16 protein-coding genes, 2 tRNA genes and 1 pseudogene are annotated in these 20,431 nt (G+C 67.1%); 12 read left to right on the forward strand and 7 right to left on the reverse strand.

The window, feature by feature from the left end; all coding sequences use genetic code 11:
* Positions 1–227: 227 nt before the first annotated feature.
* From yidC to rpmH, 4 genes and pseudogenes are all read right to left on the reverse strand, one after another.
* A pseudogene (gene yidC, locus ACWF0M_RS15640) lies at positions 228–1,217 on the reverse strand (membrane protein insertase YidC); the annotation flags it as partial.
* A gap of 9 nt (positions 1,218–1,226) precedes the next feature.
* Positions 1,227–1,541, reverse strand: a complete 315-nt coding sequence (gene yidD / locus ACWF0M_RS15645) for a membrane protein insertion efficiency factor YidD (protein WP_452236345.1) — start codon at positions 1,539–1,541, stop codon at positions 1,227–1,229.
* On the reverse strand, positions 1,538–1,879 hold the full coding sequence (rnpA, locus tag ACWF0M_RS15650; RefSeq protein WP_452236346.1) for a ribonuclease P protein component: 342 nt from the start codon (positions 1,877–1,879) through the stop codon (positions 1,538–1,540). Before rnpA ends, yidD begins: the two co-directional genes overlap by 4 nt.
* A 26-nt stretch (positions 1,880–1,905) precedes the next feature.
* Entirely contained in the window at positions 1,906–2,043 is a 138-nt protein-coding gene (gene rpmH, locus ACWF0M_RS15655) for a 50S ribosomal protein L34 (RefSeq protein WP_130386492.1), read from the reverse strand.
* Between the two features lie 585 nt (positions 2,044–2,628).
* On the opposite strand from rpmH, the gene dnaA reads away from it, so the two are divergent.
* The 6 genes from dnaA to ACWF0M_RS15685 all read left to right on the forward strand — a co-directional run bounded on the left by dnaA (position 2,629) and on the right by ACWF0M_RS15685 (position 11,743).
* On the forward strand, positions 2,629–5,562 hold the full coding sequence (gene dnaA, locus ACWF0M_RS15660; protein WP_452236347.1) for a chromosomal replication initiator protein DnaA: 2,934 nt from the start codon (positions 2,629–2,631) through the stop codon (positions 5,560–5,562).
* 463 nt (positions 5,563–6,025) lie between these two features.
* Complete coding sequence (gene dnaN, locus ACWF0M_RS15665; protein ID WP_452236348.1) at positions 6,026–7,171, forward strand: DNA polymerase III subunit beta; 1,146 nt, start codon at positions 6,026–6,028, stop codon at positions 7,169–7,171.
* A 26-nt stretch (positions 7,172–7,197) separates the two neighbouring features.
* Positions 7,198–8,121: a phosphogluconate dehydrogenase (NAD(+)-dependent, decarboxylating) gene (gnd, locus tag ACWF0M_RS15670; protein WP_452236349.1), complete on the forward strand. Its 924-nt coding sequence runs from the start codon at positions 7,198–7,200 to the stop codon at positions 8,119–8,121.
* A gap of 1 nt (position 8,122) precedes the next feature.
* Entirely contained in the window at positions 8,123–9,262 is a 1,140-nt protein-coding gene (recF, locus tag ACWF0M_RS15675; protein ID WP_452236350.1) for a DNA replication/repair protein RecF, read from the forward strand.
* Positions 9,255–9,821: a DUF721 domain-containing protein gene (locus ACWF0M_RS15680; RefSeq protein ID WP_452236351.1), complete on the forward strand. Its 567-nt coding sequence runs from the start codon at positions 9,255–9,257 to the stop codon at positions 9,819–9,821. Before recF ends, ACWF0M_RS15680 begins: the two co-directional genes overlap by 8 nt.
* 581 nt (positions 9,822–10,402) lie before the next feature.
* Positions 10,403–11,743, forward strand: coding sequence for a hypothetical protein (locus tag ACWF0M_RS15685; protein ID WP_452236352.1), 1,341 nt, complete (start codon positions 10,403–10,405; stop codon positions 11,741–11,743).
* Positions 11,744–11,763: 20 nt separating this feature from the next.
* On the opposite strand, the gene ACWF0M_RS15690 is transcribed toward ACWF0M_RS15685, so the two are convergent.
* From ACWF0M_RS15690 to ACWF0M_RS15700, 3 genes are read right to left on the reverse strand one after another with little or no spacing between them, the layout of a single operon-like run.
* Complete coding sequence (locus ACWF0M_RS15690; protein WP_452236353.1) at positions 11,764–12,321, reverse strand: hypothetical protein; 558 nt, start codon at positions 12,319–12,321, stop codon at positions 11,764–11,766.
* A complete protein-coding gene (locus tag ACWF0M_RS15695) occupies positions 12,318–12,926 on the reverse strand; it encodes a hypothetical protein (RefSeq protein ID WP_452236354.1) in 609 nt (202 codons plus the stop codon). Before ACWF0M_RS15695 ends, ACWF0M_RS15690 begins: the two co-directional genes overlap by 4 nt.
* Positions 12,923–13,558, reverse strand: a complete 636-nt coding sequence (locus tag ACWF0M_RS15700; RefSeq protein WP_452236355.1) for a hypothetical protein — start codon at positions 13,556–13,558, stop codon at positions 12,923–12,925. Before ACWF0M_RS15700 ends, ACWF0M_RS15695 begins: the two co-directional genes overlap by 4 nt.
* Positions 13,559–14,004: 446 nt before the next feature.
* Between ACWF0M_RS15700 and gyrB the strand changes: the two genes are divergently transcribed.
* The 6 genes from gyrB to ACWF0M_RS15730 all read left to right on the forward strand — a co-directional run bounded on the left by gyrB (position 14,005) and on the right by ACWF0M_RS15730 (position 19,975).
* Positions 14,005–15,981 carry a DNA topoisomerase (ATP-hydrolyzing) subunit B gene (gyrB, locus tag ACWF0M_RS15705; RefSeq protein ID WP_452236419.1) on the forward strand — a complete coding sequence of 659 codons (1,977 nt, stop codon included), beginning with the start codon at positions 14,005–14,007 and terminating at the stop codon, positions 15,979–15,981.
* Between the two features lie 45 nt (positions 15,982–16,026).
* A complete protein-coding gene (gyrA, locus tag ACWF0M_RS15710) occupies positions 16,027–18,678 on the forward strand; it encodes a DNA gyrase subunit A (RefSeq protein WP_452236356.1) in 2,652 nt (883 codons plus the stop codon).
* Positions 18,678–19,538: a DUF3566 domain-containing protein gene (locus tag ACWF0M_RS15715; protein ID WP_452236357.1), complete on the forward strand. Its 861-nt coding sequence runs from the start codon at positions 18,678–18,680 to the stop codon at positions 19,536–19,538. Before gyrA ends, ACWF0M_RS15715 begins: the two co-directional genes overlap by 1 nt.
* 107 nt (positions 19,539–19,645) lie before the next feature.
* Positions 19,646–19,719: transfer RNA gene (locus ACWF0M_RS15720), tRNA-Ile, on the forward strand.
* Between the two features lie 39 nt (positions 19,720–19,758).
* A complete protein-coding gene (locus ACWF0M_RS15725) occupies positions 19,759–19,890 on the forward strand; it encodes a DLW-39 family protein (protein ID WP_238150739.1) in 132 nt (43 codons plus the stop codon).
* A gap of 9 nt (positions 19,891–19,899) precedes the next feature.
* Positions 19,900–19,975: transfer RNA gene (locus tag ACWF0M_RS15730), tRNA-Ala, on the forward strand.
* Positions 19,976–20,431: the final 456 nt, after the last annotated feature.

The raw sequence follows: 20,431 nt of genomic DNA on the forward strand, positions 1-20,431 counted from the left end.
TGCGCGGGTCAGCGCGAACCGCCGGAGCGCTTCTGCGCCGCCTTCTTCTGCGCGGCCGACTTCGCCGCGGGCTGGCGCTTGGCTCCCGTACCCTTCTTGCCGGCCGGCTGCTTCTTGGCAGCACCGGCCTGAGTCTTGTTCGGCGTGTCCTGCGGCCGCGGAGTGTCCTCCGGAGCGGACGTCTGGCCGTTGTTCGACGCGGACGCGCCACCCGCCGCCGGGCTGGTGGTCCTCCGATCGCTGCGCGACTGCCGCTTCGGCTGCTGACGCTGCGCCGGACGACGGTCCGACGTGTCGGTGTCCGTGTCGGTCGCCGCGCCCTCGGTACCCGGAACGCCCTCGTCGGCCGCGCGGCCGTGGCGCAGGTTGTGCTCGCGCTTGCGGGCCTGCATGGAGTCGTACGCCGGAGTGCCCGGGGCGGGGTTGCGGCGGATCACGTAGAACTGCTGACCCATCGTCCACAGGTTGGAGACGAACCAGTAGATCAGCACACCGATCGGGAAGTTGAAGCCACCGATGAGGAAGAAGATCGGGAAGACGTACAGCATGATCTTCTGCATCTGCGCGGCCTGGCCGGTGAGGGCCTCCTTCGGCATGTTCTTGCGCATCAGCTGCAGCTGCGTGGTGAACATCGTCGCCGTCATCAAGATGATCAGCACGATCGCGACGACCTTGACGTTGCCGGCGCCGTCGCCGTTCGCCTTCAGGAAGGTCTGCGAGATCTCGGCACCGAAGATCTTCGCGTGCTGCAGCGACTGGACGTGCGAGTCCATGATGCTGCTGTGCGTCTTGCCCTTCGACGCGTAGTCGAGCACGCGGAACAGGGCCAGGAAGATCGGCGACTGCAGCAGCAGCGGCAGGCACGAGGAGAACGGGTTCGTCCCGGTCTCCTTGTACAGCTTCATCATTTCCTGACCGAGCTTCTCCCGGTCGTGGCCGTACTTCTTCTGCAGCTCCTTCATCTTCGGCTGCAGCAGCTGCATGTTCCGGCTGGAGCGGATCTGCCGGACGAACAGCGGGATCAGCAAGGTCCGGATGACGATCGTCAGGCCGGCGATCGAGAGCGCCCAGGCCCAGCCGCTGTTCGGATCGAACACCTGGCTGAGCAGCCAGTGCCACCCGACCAGCAAGGCGGATACAGCCCAGTACAGCGGCGTCATCACCGTGTTGAACAGGTCTACGATCCCGTCCCACACCGCGAGCCCGGGGATGGCCAGAAGAGTCACTCACACACCTCGCTGCACAGGCCCGGCGTCGGCTGACGGTCCGGGCTGGTTGGCGGAGACAGACTCTCCGCGCTGGTCGACATCTCTGGGAGGAACGGGGTCGTAGCCTCCGGGGTTCCACGGGTGGCAGCGAAGGAGTCGTCTCCCCGCCAGCCAGCTACCGCGCACCGCACCGTGGCGTTCGACCGCTTCCAAGGCATACGCCGAACAACTCGGGTAGAACCTGCAGACCTGTCCGTACAGCGGACTGATCAGCAGCCGGTACAACTTCAGGAAACCGATGATCCCGCTGCGCACGGGATTCACGCGCATCATGGCCGCAGCACCCGGCCCAGGGCACCGTCGACATCGGCCGCGAGCTCGTCGTACGACGCCGTGGCGGACGACGGGAGTGCGCGGACGACGGTCAGGCTGCCGGCCGGGAGGTCGGAGAGCCGCGTCGCCATGACAGCACGCAGACGGCGGTGGACCCGGTTCCGCAGAACCGCGTTGCCCACCGCTTTGTTCACAACGAATCCGACGCGCGCGGGGCCGGACTCACCGGCCTGCGCCAGCACATGCAGAACCACCACGCGTCGCGCCACGCGCCGTCCGGACCGGACGGCGCGACGGAAGTCGTCGGACCGGCGCAACCGGTTCGACGCGGGCAACACGAGGTGGTCACCGTCAAGTGGGTCGCTCAGGCCGCGAGGCGCTGACGACCCTTGCCACGGCGGGCAGCGATGATCGCGCGACCCGCACGGGTACGCATCCGAAGACGGAAGCCGTGCTTCTTGTGCCGACGACGGTTGTTCGGCTGGAACGTCCGCTTGCTCACTGGAATGACTCCGGTTACTCGAGAACACAAAATGTCGACAAATCCACTGATTGGATCTGTCCAAGGTGCCTGTCCTGCACACCGTCGGAGAACCTGAGAACGGGTCCCGCAGGGAGCGCAGCACGAAACGGCCGGCTCAACAGCCGACCGATCCACGGTACGTGGCTCCTTGTGGACAGGTCAAACCAGGTATCCCCAGACTTTTCCACAGGCTTGTGGACAGGATAGTGGGCAACCGTTTGCGCCAGTATCCGTCACTGTCCGATCGGATCGACGACAGAGAGCGATTTCGAACCACGACTACGCTCCGGCGTCCACCCGACACGCCGGAGGTTGCCCCCAATTTGCTGTTCATAGCCTGTGGATGACGGCTTGAAGGTGCCTACTCCGACTTGTTAGCGTCACTCCCTCACACCAGAGGTCCCACACCCCGCGATCGGTAACCAACCTGCTCCGGCGGTCGTTCACAACTGTGGACAACCGTGTGGACAGAGACCGTACGGTGGTCGGGTCGAACGGTCGCGCAGCTCGGGATCAACTCCGGATCGCGCCGGCCACCGCAGCGACGAAATCGGGGAGCAACGCGTGGTCGAGGACCATTCCGCCAGTGCGGAATTCACACCGGTGGAATTCACGGCCGAGTACCGGGCGGAGTACGGCGCCGACGGCCGGCAGGATCTGCGACCCGAACCCGACGCCGACATCCGTCCCGAGCCCGAGGCGAACTTCCGCACCGAGGTCCGGCCCGCGCCGGAGCCGCTGCCCCGCCCCGAGGCCGCGCCGACGCCCACACCAACACCTATGCCACGGATGGATCCGGGTGACTATCTGAGCCCGTCGCTTCCGATCCCGATGCCCGAGCAGCCGGTGGCCGGGTACCGCCCTGCCCCGCCGGTGGCTCCGTACGGCTACCGCTCCGAGCTGGAGCGCGCAGCCACTGATCTTCCGTCCGGCCCACCACAGTCCACGGCAGGTACGGCGTACTTCGGTGCGGCGCCGGCCGTCAACCAGTACCCCGGTGCGAGCAACGCCTGGGGTACGGCGGATTGGGGTACTGGCGGCGGCAATGCACCAGGCGCTGTACCGATCGAGGGGGAGGCACGTGTGGACAACGCAGCCACCAACCAGTGGTCACCCGACAGCCGGCCAACGCAGGAGAGCGCGGCCGCGCACCCAGCTGAACTCCCTCTCCCTGAGCCCATTCCAGAGCCGGCCGCCGACCAGCTCTTCCCCGAGCTCCCGGAGCAGCACACCCAAGACCACCAGGTGCCAACTCAGCACGAGCCAACTCAACAAGCCGCCGGCGAGCAGACGCCTGCCGAGCACGAGCCAGCTCAGCAAGCGGCCGGCGAGCACACGTCTGACCAGCAAGCACCTGACCAGCAGCCGAGCGTCGAGCAGCCAGGTGCCCAGCCGCAGCCGGCCGAGCAGCAGCCAGCCGAGCAGCACGTGACTCAGCAGCATGCGCCGCAGCAGCACATGCCCTCGCAGGTTCCGCAACAGCAGCTGCCGCAGCCCTCCACTCAGCAGGCACCGCAGCAGCCCGCTCCGCAACAGCCCGCCGCTCAGCAGGCGCCCCAGCAACCCACTCATCAACAGCCCGCCGCACAACAGCACGCGCCGCAGGACCCAGCTCCTCAACAGACCACGTTCCACCAGCCAGCTCAGCAGCCTGCCCAGCAACCGCAGTACACCCAGCAGCCGAGCCCACAGCAGTCAGCTCCGCAGCAGCAGCCGCACCAGCAGGCCCCGCAGCAGCCCAGCTCACAGCAGTCGGCCCCGCAACAGCAGGCGCCGCAGCAGCAGGCGCCGCAGCAGCAGCCGCACCAGCAGCAGACTCCGCAGCAGCACGCGCCGCACCAGGCGCAGCCTCAGCAGGGGCGGGTGGGGGCGGTTACGGATCTTGGGGAGGCTTGGGCTCGGGTGCTTGCGGGTTTGCCGCCGAACCAGCGGGCCTGGCTGACCAACTCGCGGCCGGTGACGCTGCACGAGAGCACCGCGATCGTCGCCGTACCGGACGACTTCACCCGCGGTCAGCTCGAGACGCGCCTCCGCCCGGACCTGGAGCGGATCCTCACCGAGAGCTTCGGCCGTGACATCCGGATCGCCGTCACCGTCGACCCGTCGCTCGACCCGGAGCTCCGCGAGCAGCAGGCTGCCCAGCAACCGCAGTACACCCAGCAGCCGGCGCAGCACCCGCAACAGCACTCCCAGCACGCCCCGCAACAGCAGCAACCCATGCAGCAACCTATGCAGCCGGGTCAGCAGCCACCCGCCGTACGCGAGCCGCTTCGCACCGACGGCGCGTTCCAGCCGACCATCCAGTCAGCCCTGACGGACCCGGACAACCAGTTCAGTCAGCCGGCCCGACAGCCGCAGCAGTACGAGCAGCAGCAACCGCAGTCCTCGTTCGGCCAGCCGCTCGGGTCGGTCGCCCCGCCGCCGAACGGTTCGACGCAGTCGGCCACCGAGGCGCAGGGTGAGGCTCGGCTGAACCCGAAGTACACCTTCGAGACCTTCGTCATCGGCAGCTCGAACCGGTTCGCGCACGCGGCCGCGGTCGCTGTCGCCGAGGCGCCGGGCAAGGCGTACAACCCGCAGCTGATCTACGGCGACTCCGGTCTGGGCAAGACCCATCTGCTGCATGCGATCGGGCACTACGTCCGCAGTCTCTACACCGGCGCCCGCGTGCGGTACGTGTCCAGCGAAGAGTTCACCAACGACTTCATCAACGCGATCCGCGATGACAAGGCGTCCCAGTTCCAGCGCCGGTACCGCGACGTCGACGTACTGCTGATCGACGACATCCAGTTCCTGGAAGGCAAGATCCAGACCCAGGAGGAGTTCTTCCACACGTTCAACACGCTGCACAACGCGAACAAGCAGATCGTGATCAGCTCCGACCGCGCGCCGAAACGCCTGGAGGCGTTGGAGGATCGGCTGCGGAACCGGTTCGAGTGGGGCCTGATCACCGACATCCAGCCGCCGGACCTCGAGACCCGGATCGCGATCCTGCGGAAGAAGGCCGCGACCGAGCGGCTGACGGCGCCGCCGGAGGTGCTGGAGTTCATCGCGTCGAAGGTGCAGACGAACATCCGGGAGCTCGAGGGCGCACTGATCCGCGTCACCGCGTTCGCCAGCCTGAACCGGCAGCCGGTCGACCTGAGCCTCGCCGAGATCGTGCTGAAGGACCTGATTCCCGAAGGCAGCAAGCCCGAGGTGACCGCGAGCATGATCATGGGCCAGACCGCGTCGTACTTCGGTCTCTCGATCGACGACCTGTGCGGTTCGAGTCGTAGCCGGGTGCTCGTGACCGCTCGTCAGATCGCCATGTACCTGTGCCGCGAGCTGACCGATCTCTCGCTGCCGAAGATCGGTCAGCAGTTCGGCGGCCGCGACCACACGACGGTGATGCACGCCGAACGGAAGATCCGGCAACTGATGTCGGAACGGCGCAGCGTCTTCAATCAGGTCACCGAACTGACCAACCGGATCAAGCACCAAGCCAAGCAGCAATAACCACACAGCCTGGGGACACAGCTGTGGAAAACTGTGGGTATGGCCGTGGAAAGGTCCGGTTGGGGTGTGGACCGCCTGTGGGGACAGAATTCGCCGTCCACGGCCGTCCCCAGCACAAGCGAGCGTCGTCCACACGGCGTCCCCAGGCCAAAACCGGGTCTGACCTGCGAAGTCGGGGCTTTTCCACAGTATCCACCGGTGCGAAGAACACTATGGAATCTGTAGAGAGATCGAAGGCCGGAAAACGATCGAGCGGCCCGATCTGGGGAAAACCCCGATCTCGCGCCAGTCGGCCGGACCTGTCAGGCTGTTCCCGTGACCCCGCGAGCAGCAGTTCGCGGGACAACCGGAACGACGCCGACGCGACCCGCCCGAAGCGCCACGTCAGGCCCGATGGGCGCACAGCACCTTTGTCCGTGGCAGGATCTGCCTGGCACACAGCCGAAACAGGAGGCACCCAGCGGTGAAGTTTCGCGTCGAGCGCGACGTACTGGCCGAGTCGGTGGCCTGGGCCGCGCGTAGTTTGCCCAGTCGTCCCAGCGTCCCGATCCTTGCCGGCCTTCTGGTCGAGGCCGAGGACGGGCAGATCACCCTGTCCGGCTTCGACTACGAGACCTCGGTCCGGGTGACGGTGCCCGCGCAGGTCGCCGACGCCGGCAAGTGCCTGATCTCCGGCCGGCTCGTCGCCGACATCTCCAAGAGTCTTCCGAACCAGCCCGTGGACTTCGCGGTCGACGGCGCGAAGGCACAGGTCACCTGCGGCAGTTCGCGCTTCACGCTCCAGACGCTTCCCACAGAGGAATATCCGGCCCTGCCGGAGCTTCCGGCGGCCAGCGGCACGGTCAAGGCCGACGTCTTCGCCCAGGCCGTCTCACAGGTCGTGACCGCGGCCGGCCGGGAGGACACGCTGCCGGTGCTGACCGGTGTCCGGGTCGAGATCGAGGGCTCCACGATCTCCCTGCTGGCCACCGACCGCTACCGGTTGGCGATCCGCGAGCTGGAGTGGAACCCGCAGTCCCCCGATGCCTCGGCCGCTGCGCTGATTCCGGCCCGCGTCCTCTCGGAGACCGCGAAGGCGATGACCGGTTCGGACGTGACCGTCTCGCTGGCCGCGCCCGGCAGCGGTGACGGCATCGTCGGCTTCGAGGGTCAGGTGGCCGGCGGCAGTCGCCGCGCGACGACCCGGTTGCTGGACGGCGAGTTCCCGAAGGTCCGGGGCATCATCCCGACCGACGCGGCGATCGCCACCCGGGTCCGGATCGACACCGCGACCCTCGTCGAGGCGGTCAAGCGCGTCGCCCTCGTCGCGGAGCGCAACGCTCCGGTCCGGCTGACGTTCGAGGAGGACACCGTGACCCTCGACGCCGGCAGCGGTGACGAGGCGCAGGCGTCGGAGTCGCTCGAGGCGCGGGTCGTCGGCGAGCCGGTGACCGTAGGCTTCAACCCGACGTACCTGCTCGACGGTCTCGGTGCGATCGGTACGCCGGTTGCGCACCTGGCCTTCACGCAGGCGACGAAACCGGCCGAACTGACCGGTGTGACGGACTTCGACGGCGAACCGATCGGTGAGTTCCGCTACGTGCTGATGCCGGTCCGCCTGAACAGCTGAACACCAACAGAACAAGGGGATTCACGATGGAGCTCGGCCTTGTCGGTCTCGGCAAGATGGGCGGCAACATGCGCCAGCGGATCCGGAACGCCGGCCACACCGTGGTCGGGTTCGACCACAACCAGGACATCTCCGACTCCAAGGACCTGGCCGACATGGTCGGCAAGCTCACCGCGGCCGGCCAGCCGAAGGTGGTCTGGATCATGGTCCCGGTGCAGGCCATCGACCCGGTCGTCACCGAGCTGGCCGAGCTGCTGTCCCCCGGCGACATCGTCATCGACGGCGGCAACAGCCGCTGGACCGACGACACCCGCCGGGCCGCGCAGCTCGCCGAGAAAGGCATCAAGTTCGCCGACTGCGGCGTCTCCGGCGGCGTCTGGGGCCTGGAGAACGGCTATGCGCTGATGTGCGGCGGCGACCAGGACACCGTCGGCACCGTGATGCCGATCTTCGAGGCGCTGAAGCCCGAGGGCGAGTTCGGTTTCGTGCACGCCGGCAAGGTCGGCGCCGGGCACTTCTCGAAGATGGTCCACAACGGCATCGAGTACGGGATCATGCAGGCGTACGCCGAGGGCTACGAGCTGCTCGAGGCGTCAGACATCGTGGACAACGTGCCGCAGGCGTTCCAGTCCTGGCGCGAGGGCACCGTGATCCGGTCCTGGCTGCTCGACCTGCTGGTGAACGCGCTCGAGGACGACAACCACCTGGAGAAGATCAAGGGGTACGCCGACGACTCCGGTGAGGGCCGTTGGACCGTCGAGGCCGCGATCGATCTCGCCGTACCGGTGCCGGCGATCGCGTCCGCGCTGTTCGCCCGGTTCGCGTCCCGGCAGGACGACTCGCCGGCGATGAAGGCGATCGCCGCGATGCGGAACCAGTTCGGTGGGCACGCGGTGAAGGGCGCCGAGGCCGCCGACCCGTCGTACGCGACACCGCCGATCAAGCACTGAGGTGTACGTCACCGCCCTGGGTCTGCTCGACTTCCGGTCCTACCAGCAGGCGGAGGTCCAGCTCGCTCCGGGCGTGACGTCCTTCGTCGGGCCGAACGGTCACGGCAAGACCAACCTGGTCGAGGCGATCCACTACACCGCGACCCTCGGTTCGCACCGGGTGGCGAACGACGCACCGCTGGTGCGGGCCGGCGCCACCCGCGCGATCGTGCGCACGGAGATCCGCAGCCAGTACGACCGCGACGTGGTGGTCGAGCTGGAAATCAATCCTGGGAAGGCAAATCGGGCCCGGGTCAACCGGTCGCCGGTGCCACGGCCACGCGAAGTGCTCGGGCTGCTCCGGACGGTGCTGTTCGCGCCGGAGGATCTGGCGCTGGTGAAGGGCGATCCGTCCGAGCGGCGACGATTCCTGGACGAGTTGCTGACGCTGCGGGCGCCGCGGATGGCCGGCGTACGGCAGGACTACGACCGGGTGCTCAAGCAACGGAACTCGTTGCTCCGGAGCGCGTCGCAGGCCCGTCGGCAGAACCGTACGAGTGCCGCCGAGAGCCAGCTGCGCACTCTCGAAGTCTGGGACTCGAACCTCGCGCGCGCCGGCGCCGAGCTGCTGGCGACCCGCCTGGAGTTGTTGGAGGCGCTGCGCCCGTTGGTGTCCAGCGCGTACGACGCTGTTGCCCGAGGCAAGGGTGATGCGCGGCTCGAGTACAAGGCGTCCGTGCTGCTCGAGCCGGGTGTGGTGTCGCGGGAGCAGCTCGAGGAGGTGCTGCTCGCGGCGGTGCAGGAGAAGCGGCAGGACGAGCTCGACCGTGGTGTGTCGCTGGTCGGTCCGCACCGCGACGACGTCGTACTCGGCCTCGGGGACTTGCCTGCGAAGGGGTACGCGAGTCACGGTGAATCCTGGTCGTTCGCGCTCGCGCTGCGGCTGGCGTCGTACGACCTGCTGCGCGCGGACGGAGGTGAACCGGTGCTGATCCTCGACGATGTGTTCGCCGAGCTCGACACGCAGCGCCGGAACCGCCTGGCCGAGCTGGTCGCGCCGGCCGAGCAGGTACTGGTGACCGCGGCGGTCGGTGCGGACGTGCCCACTGAGCTGAGCGGGGCACGCTTCGAGGTGGGTGAAGGGGTCGTTCAGCGTGCCTGAACCCCCAGATTCCTCTGAGAACGGCGTTGAGAGCGACGACGCGATCGAGCCGGATCACGACAAGCAAGGTTTGGAGCTGGCGAAGTCGCTGGCGGCCCGGCTGAAGCAGCAGGCAGCGAAGGGCGGCATCATGCCGGTCAAACGCCGCCGGCGACCCCGAATCGGCGGCGGCACCCAGATCAGCAGCGCCCGGCCCGACGACCGCGACCCGCAGCAGCTGACCAACACCCTCGGCCGGCTGATGCGCGACCAGGGCTGGGAGGTCGACGTCGCGGTCCACGGCGTGATGGCCCGCTGGCCGTCCATCGTCGGCCCGGAGATGGCCGAACACTGCAAGCCGGAGTCGTACGACGACACGGTGCTGACAGTCCGTACGTCGTCGACCGCGTGGAAGGTCCAACTCGACCTGCTGGTCCCGCAACTACTCTTCCGGCTGAACGCCGAACTCGGCGAAGGAACCGTCTCCTTGGTGAAGGTCCTCGGCCCGAACACCTACTCCTGGCGCAAGGGCCCCCGCACCGTCCGCGGCGGCCGCGGCCCCCGAGATACGTACGGATGACGATTGCAGCAAGCTGCAAGATGCTTGCGCCCTTCACCGAATCTGAGTTCGAGTTGTATCCCATCGAGCGTGGAGACAGGAGATACTCAGATGTATCGACGCCTATTAGCCGGCATCAGTTTCACAATCGTGCTGTTCTGCACGATCCTCAGTCCGACAACCGCTGAAGCGACGACTACCGTCACCAGGAGCTACGATCTCGAAGGACTCTCGACCTACACCAAAGGATTGGTGTACTTCTACAACCGATCGGTGGAGGTGGATGGAGGCCAGAACTCAGACCCTTCCACCACCCAAGGATGCCGATACACGAAGGCAACCACCAATCTAGGGTTGTACAAGTACTCATCTGTCGTTTGTCAAGGAACTGACAGCTATGACCTGGAGATACCGGCAGACGTCGTGGGAGGTGCCGCTTCGGTCAAGATTGAGTTCTACGCGACCGATATGAGCCATACCACGCTGCTAGGGAGCAGGACGGTTTATCGAGCTCACGAATAGCTTATAGTCAGCGTCGACGCATGCCGGGTGCGCCTTCCCTCTGGGAATGCGCACCCGTGCGTGCCTTAGGATCAGGCGCGATGCGTACGCTCGTTGACGGCTTCCGTGAGATGGTCCACCTGATCGGAGATACGTTCCGGCTCTGGTGGAAGAACCTCCTACCCATGACCAGCTGGTGGCTTGCCGGGTTCGTCGGCTTCATGGTGTGTGCGCAGGGCGCGATCTGGCTGGCGAAGCACCTACACTCGAGTATGGGCACCGGCCTGTTCGCGGTCGGCGTACTGCTGCAGATCACGGCGGCGGTCGGCATGATCCGGACCTGTGCGATGTCGCTCTATCGCTGGCGCGACGCGGCGAGCAACGAGGCCGAGGAGACGTCGGACCCGACGCAGCGTGGCCTGCTCGAGTTGCTGGCAGTCACGCTGCTGCCGCTGGTCGCGGTCTGGTCGGCGTGGGGCTTCTTCGACAAGCAGGTCAGCCAGTTGAGCGCGACGTTCCTGGTCCAGAACGGTTTGCAGGAAGGCTCGTCGTTCTTCAAGCTAGGCAACCACAACTGGCACGGGTACCTGCCGGCGCTCGCTGTGCTGCTGGTGCTGCGTCGCGTGTTCCAGGCCATCGACGACCGGTGGCCGAGCCGTCCGGTGAAGTTCGCCCAGGTCTGGGCCGAGGCGTTCTTCGTGCTGCTCACCTTCGTGATCACGCCGTTCGCGGTCAACCAGGGCAAGGCGTGGTTCAAGGACCGTAGCTTCTGGTACTGGTCGCTGGACTGGTGGGACGGCTTCAAGGGCTTCTTCGACAAGATCCACATCCCGATCCCGGCCGGTATCGAGTTCCTGTGGGGCTTCTTCTGGGAGTCGCTCTGGCCGCTGTTCAAGCTGGGCGTCGCAGAGCCGCTGACGTGGCTCGCGATCACTACCGTGGTCTTCGGCCACCGGGTGTTGTCGAGTGGCGGTGTCCTCCGCGGTACGCGGCTGGAACGCAGACTCGGTGCGCAGGCCGAACAGCAGCCCGCGCAGCGTGGCCGGCTGGTCGGCCTGACCTACAAGGCCCCTGACCTCCTGCTGGCGGGCCTGCGGGAGAAGTTCTACCCCGCGATCAACGCGTTCCGCCTCCTGGTCCGGGTCGGTCCGGTGTTCCTCGGCGTGGTCTGCCTCGTCTACACGTTCTGGCTGCTCGGCAACGACTGGGCGTTCGTGGCGTTCCAGCGGATGCTCGGCATTCACGGGATGCATTGGGGCCTGATGAACCACGAGATCGCCGGCCTGATCCAGGGGCTGCTCTTCGAGCCGCTGCGGATCGCGCTCCTGGCAGCCGCCTTCGACCTGTGCATCTCGGTCGGCACGGAGCGCCGCGCCGAGGCCGCCGCGATCGCCGAGGCCAACGCACCGCCTGTCAGGCAGCCAGCACCCGCCAACGCCTGACCGCTGTCGGCGCTTTCCCGTCAGGGAGTGATCAGTACCCGTCGGTGGATGTAGAAGTCCTCGACGATCACGCCGATCAGGTTCGGTACGTCGCTCTTCGGGACGATGTATACCTTGGCCACCTTGCCCGGCTTGTCCATCGTGAACGGGTGGTCGTCGTCGCCGCAGTAGGTCGGCAACGGGTAACCGGTCGCCTGCGTGTCGTCCCAGGTGTTGCCCTTGCTGTCCCGCAGGACCGCGTCACAGCTGAATCCGTCGCTGCCGAGCTGGAGACCCTTGCGCGGTGTCACCGTGAGCGTCGCCAGCACGTACGTCGACCCGGCCGGTGCGGCGAGCTCGATCGCTTCGCCGTCCTCGTTCAGGATCGCGGTGTAGACCTTCATCGAGTCCAGTTTCCACTCGATGTCCTGCACCGTCACCGGGCCCTGGCTGACGACCTCGTCGATCCGGCCCTGTTTGTACAGGTCCTCGCTGTCGCTCAGATAGGGACGGACCACCGTGAACACCCCCAGGCCCAGCAGGGCGACCATCAGCGAGAGCTGAACGGCCAGCCGGCTGGCCCGGCTCGCGAGGTTCACGATGCCACCCGGACGACGTCGTCGTTGATGACGTACTGGTCGACGGCGCCGTCGACCATCTGCTGGGCGATGGCCTCGGTCGGGACGCCCAGGTCGACGCGGATCTCGGAGTTGTACACGTTGAAGAGCATGGACGGCTTGAGTCTCAACGTCAGGCCCTTCAGGTCGGCCGGGTTGGCCTCGAAGACGACGGACCCGGTGCTCGCGAAGCCGGCGTCGGGGAAGTCCATCCTGCTCGCGCTCGGGTCGCTGACCTCGGAGTAGACGCTGCCGCCGTCGGTGATCAGCGTCGGCGTGAACGTATCGGGGTCCTTCACGCCGCGGACGGCGTCCCACTCGACCGCCACGAAGACGCCGTTGGTCTCGAACGGCTTGTCGTCGTCAGTCGCATCGGCGCTGACGATCGTCCGGGCGAACTTGATCCGGGCGACCTTCACCGTCGACCCGCTGCCGGCGTACGGGAGCGCCTGGCCGACGGTGCCGTGCACGACCTTCAGGTTCGAGTCCTCGCCCAGCACGTTGTCGGGACCTGCCAGCCGGATCACCCCGCCGAGCAGGACGAACAGCAGACCGACCAGGATGGTTGCGGGGCGGTAGAGCTTCATCCGTTCTTCCCGTCGTCGACAACAACGGTCGGCTTGAGTTGGACGACGGCGGCCGGGGTCGCGCCCTGCCAGTACGGCTTCTCGTTCAGCCCGAGTGAGCCGTTGTCGCCCTTGTACTCCTCCCCCAGGACCCCGATCTCGACCATGTCCGCGGCGAAGTCCGGCTCGACCTTGAACTTGGTGCTGCACGCTTCCGGCGGCAGTCCGTAGACCAACTGCCAGTTGAGGCCGTCGTGACAGTCACCGCCGTCGGAGTCGACCAGGTCGTTGCCCCCACCCGGAACGAACGCGAGCAGGTCACGCCCCACCGACTCACTCTTCTGTTCCTCGGAGTCGATGTTCTTGGCGGTGAAGTACACCTTCAAGGTGGTCTCGGCTTCGCTGTACTCGGTCTTCGGCTTCCGGACGATCTCCGCCTTGGTGAAGTTGAACTCGAACCGGCCGGCCGTCACCGTCGCCGGGGCCTGCAGGGTCGGGACCGTGCGGCCCTTCTTCTCTTTCCAGCCGCCGGTGGCCAGCACCACCAGCGCTGCCGCCACGATGAGGGCGATCACCAGCAACCAGATCCGCCGGTGCCGGTGAATCACCCGGTCGGCGATCATCGCATCGATGACCTCGTCGAGACTCTCCACGGCTGCGATCCTAAGGGGCGGTGGGTGCGCGCCGGGCAGCACCGCCCGCGCCCGCCCCGAACCAGCCTCAGTGGTCTGGACCGGTGATCGCCGGAAAGGTCAGTGGCGAAACGACCGGAGGCCACTGAGTGCCCGTGAGCGCTTTCTGGCCCCCCACCCGCGAGAGGGGACATGGAGATGAGGGAGAAAAGACGCCCTGAGGTGAGTTTCGGGCGACTGGTGGCCGGTTCTGCTTCGGTCGACAGGTAGAATGGACCCTGTAGAGCGAGCCGCACCTCTGCCATCACCGTGGAGGGCGGCTCAACTGTGCCGCGATGCCTCGCGAAGGCGGGGTCCGAGGAGGACAATCACCGGTGACCGACGAGCCGATCGAGATCGACGCCAACCAGTCCGCCGACCCCATCGGCCCCAGTGATACCGCCGCACCAAGCGAGGCACTCCCCGCGATGCTCGACGCGATCCCGTCGAACGTCGTCGAGCGTGAGTACGACGCGAGCGCGATCCAGGTCCTGGAGGGGCTGGACGCGGTCCGGAAGCGTCCGGGTATGTACATCGGGTCCACCGGTGAGCGCGGCCTGCACCATCTCGTGACCGAGGTGGTCGACAACGCGGTCGACGAGGCGATGGCCGGGTTCGGCGACCGCATCGTGGTGACCCTGCTGGCCGACGGCGGGGTCCGCGTCGAGGACAACGGCCGCGGTATCCCGGTCGACATCGTCGAGTCCGAGGGCAAGCCGGCGGTCACCGTCGTACTGACCGTGCTGCACGCCGGCGGCAAGTTCGGCGGTGGCGGTTACAAGGTCTCCGGTGGTCTGCACGGCGTCGGCGTGTCCGTCGTGAACGCGCTGTCGACCAGGCTCCAGGTCGACGTCAAGCTGAAGGGCAAGCTGTACACCCAGACCTTCACCAACGGCGTCCCGGACGCCGACCTGGCCGAGATCGGTACGTCGGAGTCGAACGGTACGACGATCACCTTCTGGGCCAGCGAGGACGTCTTCGAGACCACGACGTACTCCTACGAGACGCTCACCACCCGCTTCCGCGAGTACGCGTTCCTGAACAAGGGCCTCGAGCTGGTCATCCGGGACGAGCGCCCGGACCACTTCGACGAGCACGGCCAGCCGCTGGAGCAGTCGTTCAAGTACGACGACGGCCTGGTCGACTACGTGAAGTACCTGACGGGCATCCGCGAGACCGTGCACCGCGACGTGATCTCGTTCGAGGCGGCCACCGCCGAGAACACGATGAGCCTCGAGGTCGCACTGCAGTGGAGCGGCTCGTTCCAGGAGTCCGTGCACACCTTCGCGAACGCGATCAACACGCACGAGGGCGGCACCCACGAAGAGGGCTTCCGGGCCGCGCTCACCTCGCTGGTCAACTCGTTCGGCGAGGACCAGGGGATGATCAAGAAGAAGGAGGACAGGCTCACCGGTGACGACATCCGCGAGGGCCTGACCGCGATCATCTCCGTCAAGCTGGCCGAGCCGCAGTTCGAGGGCCAGACCAAGACCAAGCTCGGCAACACCGAGGTGAAGGGCTTCGTCCAGCGGGTCGTGAACGACAAGCTGGGCGCCTGGTTCGAGCAGAACCCGGCCGAGGGCCGCGAGATCATCCGCAAGGCGACCGCGGCGGCGAGCGCCCGGATCGCGGCCCGCAAGGCCCGCGACCTGGCCCGCAACCGCAAGGGCCTGCTGGGTGGTGGCGGTCTGCCGGGCAAGCTGGCCGACTGCCAGTCGACCAACCCGGAGGAGTGCGAGGTCTACATCGTCGAGGGTGACTCGGCGGGCGGCTCCGCGAAGGGCGGCCGGGACCCGAAGTTCCAGGCCATCCTGCCGATCCGCGGCAAGATCCTGAACGTCGAGAAGGCCCGGATCGACAAGGTCCTGCAGAACAACGAGGTCCAGGCGATCATCTCCGCGCTCGGCACCGGGATCCACGAGGACTTCGACGAGGAGAAGCTGCGGTACCACAAGATCGTGATCATGGCCGACGCCGACGTCGACGGCCAGCACATCCGGACCCTGCTGCTGACCCTGCTGTTCCGCTTCATGCGCCCGCTGATCGAGCGCGGTCATGTGTACGCCGCACAGCCGCCGCTGTACAAGATCCGCTGGAGCAACCAGCCCGACGAGCTCGCGTACACCGACCGGGAGCGCGACGGACTGCTCGAGGCCGGCTACGAAGCGGGCAAGAAGCTGCCCAAGGAGAACCCGATCCAGCGCTACAAGGGTCTGGGCGAGATGAACGCGAACGAGCTGTGGGACACGACGATGGACCCGGCCAACCGGGTGCTGTTGCAGATCACGCTGGACGACGCGATCCGCGCCGACGAGACGTTCCAGACGCTGATGGGCGACGACATCGAGGCGCGGCGCAGTTTCATCCAGCGCAACGCCAAGGACGTCCGCTTCCTCGATATCTGATCTCGCCACTGACCGACGTACTGATATGAACGGGACGAGCTTTTCATGACCGAGACTCCCACTGGCCACGACCGCGTCGAGCCCCTCGACCTGCAGACCGAGATGCAGCAGTCGTACCTCGACTACGCGATGGCGGTCATCGTCGGCCGCGCGCTGCCCGAGGTCCGCGACGGCCTCAAGCCGGTGCACCGCCGCATCCTCTACGCGATGTACGACGGTGGCTACCGGCCGGACCGTGGTTTCAACAAGTGCTCCCGCATCGTCGGTGACGTGATGGGTCAGTACCACCCGCACGGCGACTCGGCGATCTACGACACCCTGGTCCGGCTGGCGCAGCCGTGGGTGATGCGGGCACCGCTGATCCAGGGCCAGGGCAACTTCGGGTCACCGGGCAACGACCCGGCCGCCGCGATGCGGTACACCGAGTGCCGGATGGCGCCGCTGGCGATGGAGATCGTCCGCGACATCGACCAGGACACGGTCGACTTCCGGCCCAACTACGACGGCAAGTCGCAGGAGCCGGTGATCCTGCCGGCCCGCTTCCCGAACCTGCTGGTCAACGGCTCGTCGGGGATCGCGGTCGGCATGGCGACGAACATCCCGCCGCACAACCTGCGCGAGGTCGCCGCCGCGGTCGACTGGGCGCTGGAGCACCCGGACGCGACCCGGGAGGAGCTGCTCGCGGCCTGCCTGCAGAACATCAAGGGCCCGGACTTCCCGAACGGCGCGCTGATCGTCGGCTACAAGGGCATCGACGACGCCTATCGCACCGGCCGTGGTTCGGTCACGATGCGCGCGGTCGTCGACATCGAGGAAGACGCCAAGGGCCGGACCAGCCTGGTCGTCACCCAGCTGCCGTACATGGTCAACCCGGACAACCTGGCGCTGAAGATCGCCGAGCTGGTGAACACCGGCAAGATGACCGGCATCGCCGACATCCGCGACGACAGCTCGTCCCGGACCGGGCAGCGGCTCGTCATCGTTCTGAAGCGGGACGCCCAGCCCCGCGTCGTACTGAACAACCTCTACAAGCACACCCCGCTGCAGGACACCTTCGGCTGCAACATGCTCGCGCTCGTCGACGGCGTACCGCGCACCCTGAGCGTGGACCTGTTCATCAGCCACTGGATCGACCACCAGATCGAGGTCATCCAGCGGCGGACCCGCTTCCGCCTGCGCGAGGCGGAGAAGAACGCGCACATCTACCGCGGGTACGTGAAGGCGCTGGACGCCCTCGACGAGGTGATCGCGCTGATCCGGCGCAGCCCCGACGTGGACGAGGCGCGCACCGGCCTGATCCAGCTGCTCGACATCGACGAGATCCAGGCGCAGGCCATCCTGGACATGCAGCTGCGCCGACTGGCCGCCCTGGAGCGGCAGAAGATCATCGAGCGGTTGCAGGAGCTCGAGGCGATCATCGCCGACCTCGAGGACATCCTGGCCAGCCCGGAGCGGCAGCGCTCGATCGTCAAGGACGAGCTCGGCGAGATCGTGGCCAAGTACGGCGACGAGCGTCGTACCGAGATCATCGCGGCCGACGGCGACCTGTCGGTGCAGGACCTGGTGCCGGACGAGGACGTGGTCGTCACGATCACCCGCGGCGGGTACGCGAAGCGGACCAAGACCGACCTGTACCGGACGCAGAACCGCGGCGGCAAGGGCGTCCGCGGCGCCGCGCTGCGGGCCGAGGACGAGATCAGCCACTTCTTCGCCACCACGAACCACCACTGGATGCTGTTCTTCACCACGAAGGGCCGCGTCTACCGGGCCAAGGTGTGGCAGCTGCCCGAGTCCGCGCGGGACGCGAAGGGCTCGCACGTCGCCGGCCTGCTCTCGTTCCAGCCGGACGAGCAGATCGCGCAGGTGCTGACGCTGCGTGACTACGAGCAGTCCGAGTACCTCGTCCTGGCGACCAAGCGCGGCCTGGTGAAGAAGACTGCGCTGACCGACTACGACTCGGCCCGGCAGAGCGGCATCATCGCGGTCAACTTCCGCGAGGAGGACGACGAGCTGATCGGCGCCGACCTGGCCACCGCCGAGGACGACCTGCTGCTGGTCTCCCGTAAGGGCCAGTCGATCCGCTTCACCGCGAACGACGAGCAGCTGCGGCCGATGGGCCGCGCCACCTCCGGCGTGACCGGGATGAAGTTCCGCTCCGGTGACGAGCTGCTGTCGATGTCGGTGATCCGGGCGGGTGCCGACGAGGACACCCAGTTCGTCTTCACGGTCACCGACGCCGGGTACGCGAAGCGGTCGAAGGTGTCGGAGTACCGGCAGCAGGGCCGTGGCGGTCTCGGCATCAAGGCGGTCAAGCTGAACGACGAGCGCGGCTCTCTGGTCGGCGCGATCATCGTCGTCGAAGAGGACCAGGTGCTGGCGATCAAGGCCAGCGGCCAGGTCGTCCGCAGCCGCGTCGACAGCGTCCCGGTCAAGGGCCGCGACACGATGGGCGTCCGGTTCGCCGGCGTCGGCGAGTCCGACGCGGTCGTCGCGATCGCCCGGAACACCGATCTGACCGTCGCCGAGGAGGAGTCGGAGGCGGCCGATGAGGGTACTGTCGCTGAAGGTGCCCAGAATGTGGACGCAGCGACAACCGAATCCACCTCTGAGAGCGTCCAGAATGATGACGAGCGTTCGACGGACGTGGACGGCGCGGCTACCGTCGAAGACGACGAAGCCGGCCAGGAGGGTGACTGATGACCAACCGCGCGAGGCCGACATGGCCTGAAGGTGCGGCCGACAGCTCCAACTCCCAGCGCACAGCGCAGGGTGGGAAGCCGTCAGCTGCCCCGGCCAACCCGGCTTCCAACGGTCGTTCCAACGGCGCTCCCGGCGCCACCGGACAGCAACGGACAGGTACGCCGAACGGCCAGCGGCCGTCCGAGTACCGCCCGCAGGCACGCCCGGGTACGCCGGGTGTCACGCCGGCACGTCCGCAGCCGCCGTCCCCGAGTACTCCGGGCCGCCCGGAGCCGTGGTCGCCCCCATCGACGACCACGCCCGCCGCCGGCAACCCGTCGTACGGCGGGACCGAGGCGAAGACCGAGTCGTTCGGCGACCGGGTGAGCTCGGCGCGTCAGGCCGTTCTCGACAAGGCCGCCGCGGTGAAGGCCGACAAGGCCGAGCGGGACGGTGCCAAGCAGGAGCGGCTCGCGGAGAAGGACGCCAAGGCGTCGGGCCGGCCGCAGACGCGGAAGGCGCGGCTGCGGATGTCCCGGATCGACCCGTGGTCGGTGATGAAGACGGCGTTCCTGCTGGCGATCGCTTTCGGGATCGTGACCTGGGTCGCGGTGTTCATCGTCTGGTCTGCGATCGGCGCGGCCGGGGTGTTCGACAACATCAACTCGACCGTGCAGGAAGTCCTCGGTACGCCGGCGGGCGAGCCGTTCCGGGTCGAGAACTACATCAACACCGGCAAGGTGATGGGTTTCACCACGCTGCTCGCGTGTGCCGACGTACTGATCATCACCGCCCTCGCGACCCTCGGATCGTTCCTCTACAACATCGCCGCCACACTCCTCGGCGGCCTCGAAGTCACGCTGGCGTCGGAGGACTGACCCGCCACCTCCCGTTCCGGCCGGACCCGCTCCGGCCCGGCCGGAACCGGTTTGGGAGTAGGGCACTTGGTGCGGTAATCTCTCCCGGGTTCGACACCGCAGAACGCGGGCCTATAGCTCAGACGGTTAGAGCGCTGCCCTGATAAGGCAGAGGTCACTGGTTCAAGTCCAGTTAGGCCCACCCTCACGTTGTTTCGCAGCCACATCCGAGGAGTCTCCAGTGCTGAGAAAGATCCTGCTGGTGCTGCTGGCCGGCGTCGGTGGATACTTCGTGTACAAGAAGACCCAGCAGTCCCGCGCCGAGAAGGACCTCTGGGCCGAGGTCGCCGACCCGGTAACCCCGGGCCACTGACCACCCCACGGGGGCGTAGCTCAACTGGCAGAGCACTGCCTTTGCAAGGCAGGGGTTAGGGGTTCAAGTCCCCTCGTCTCCACCAAATCTGATCGGGCGGACTGTGGTCAGCCCAAAGCGGTGCTACGGGCGGCTCCTCCGTCACCGTCCTACGCGCCGCCCACCCACCCCGCGCTCAGCGCGCGACTTCGCGCTAGCGCGCGCCGACCGCCCCGCATGATCCCGCACCGGCCGAAGCAATCCCCTGAAGCCCGATTTGCGCCCGCGCTGACCTGGTTTTGCCAGCTCTAGCGAGGTGACGGGATACCACGATGGTGCGCGCGATATGTCTCGCAAAGATGGGCATTGGGTCACACCGAGGAAGCCAAGGGATGGGCGTCGCGGGCCCGTCGACGCGACGGCCAGCACGAAACTCGACCAGGGCTCGTCGCGACATGAACGAGACGTCTAATCCCCCGACTGACCAACTTGGCCGCCACCGCCGCGTACACATGCCACGATCCGTGCTCGACTGTCGCAGCCACCTGACGGACGCGTCGCG

This window comes from Kribbella sp. NPDC055110, assembly GCF_053607525.1.